We start from the raw sequence: 1,651 nt of genomic DNA on the forward strand, positions 1-1,651 counted from the left end.
GCCGCCGCCGCCACCGCCACCGCCGCCGGTGGTGGGGGTCTTCTTGAAGGTGAAGGTCTTGCTCCAGTCGCCTACGACGACCTTGACCTTAACGGTGCCGGACTTGGGGGAGACCATGATGTTGAGGCCGTCGGAGTCGCCGCCCTTGACCGAGGCGCGCCACTTGATCTCGTCGGGGCCGTTGGTGGTCACCGAGTCGTCCTTGCCCTGGGCGTACTGGCCGTCCTTCTCCCAGTCGAACCAGGTCTCGACCTTGATCTCGGCGTTGCCCGAGGTGATGGTGGCCGAGCCGTCGAAGCTCTCGAAGGGGGTGCTGTCGAAATCGTCCAGGTTGCCCCAGCGGACGACGATCTGCATGCCTTCGGTCCAGGCGTTGACGCGGTTGGTGCCGGTGGTCGTCGAGGTGTGGATGGTCGTGGCGGCCGAGGTGCCGGGGCTCCAGACGTTCGTGGTGGCATGCAGGGAATCGCTGACGACCTTCCCGGCCTTGAGCTGGAACTCGCCGTACCACTCGCCCACCTTGACGTGGATGGAGGTGTCGCGATCGCTGATGATGCGGACCGTCAGGCCGTCGGTGGCGCCGAGGGTGCTGGCGCGCCATTCCACGTAGTCCGGGCCCTCGTTGGTGATCTTGTCGTCGCAGCCGATGCGATACGCGCCGCCGGAGTCGAACATGCGCACGTCGGTGACGGAAATCTCACCGTACTCCGGGTCCACGAAGCCGTCGAAGGCGTGGAAGCCGACGCCGGGCAGCTCGTTGATGTTCCCCCACTCGAGGAAGATGGTGGTGGCGGCCTTGCCGCCCGAGAGCTCCTCGGTGGAGCGCTGCTCGACCTTGATCATGTTGCCGGTGGTGTCTATCTGCGACGTGATGGCAAGGGCTCCCGATATAAGGCCCAGAGCCAAAAGAATGACGAAGAGGCGTTTCATTGGAGGTCCTTTCTTTCTGCCCCCTCGGGGGGGATAACCGGACTATCGTTGACAGGCGAATTGGATAATACTAGCAGCTTTTGACTCCGATTTCAAGTATTTCCGCGGGTGAGCGCGAACCGGCGGTCCCCCACGGTGCGTCCGAAGGCATATCTGCGCTCGAAGGGAAAACGTAGCGAAGCGAGTTATGCCCCGGCAAATCCCCGCCCTACACCATCGCGACCTGGGGGTTGGGTTTAAACGGGCGGGTGTGACACCCGCCCCTACGGGGACAACATACGATTCTAAAACGTAGGGCGGCAACTCCCAAGTGCCGCCCGGTCGCACGATGAAGAAACGAAGGGCGGGGTACGGAGCCCCCGCCCTACGGGATTTGATTGAATCGCGCAATACCCTCGTAGGGGCCGACCTTTAGGTCGGCCCGCGGGCGACTGCAGAGGACTCGTCCTACGGGTCGCCCCTACGTCATCGCAACCTAGGGTGAGGTGTAAAGCGGTCCCCTCCCCCCTCTGGGGGGAGGCTCGCCTACGGGTTAGGGAGGGGGGGGTCCTTGGCCCCCCTCTCCCCGTGGGAGAGGATCGCCTACGGGCTAGGGTGAGGGTCGAGGCTGAGAAGGTTGGATGGTATAGAAAGCGTCTCCCTCTCCCTGTGGGAGAGTGGTAGGGGTGAGGGCTACCTTATAAAAAAACGGGCCGTCCTAACGGTCGGCCCCTACGTCATC

1 protein-coding gene is annotated in these 1,651 nt (G+C 63.5%); it reads right to left on the reverse strand.

What is annotated here, in order from left to right; translation table 11 throughout:
* A partial coding sequence (locus NTW26_07080; protein ID MCX7022020.1) for a hypothetical protein occupies nucleotides 1-930 on the reverse strand: 930 nt, incomplete at its 3' end.
* Between the last annotated feature and the right edge of the window lie 721 nt (nucleotides 931-1,651).

It is taken from the genome of bacterium (assembly GCA_026398675.1).
Classification (GTDB): domain Bacteria; phylum RBG-13-66-14; class RBG-13-66-14; order RBG-13-66-14; family RBG-13-66-14; genus RBG-13-66-14.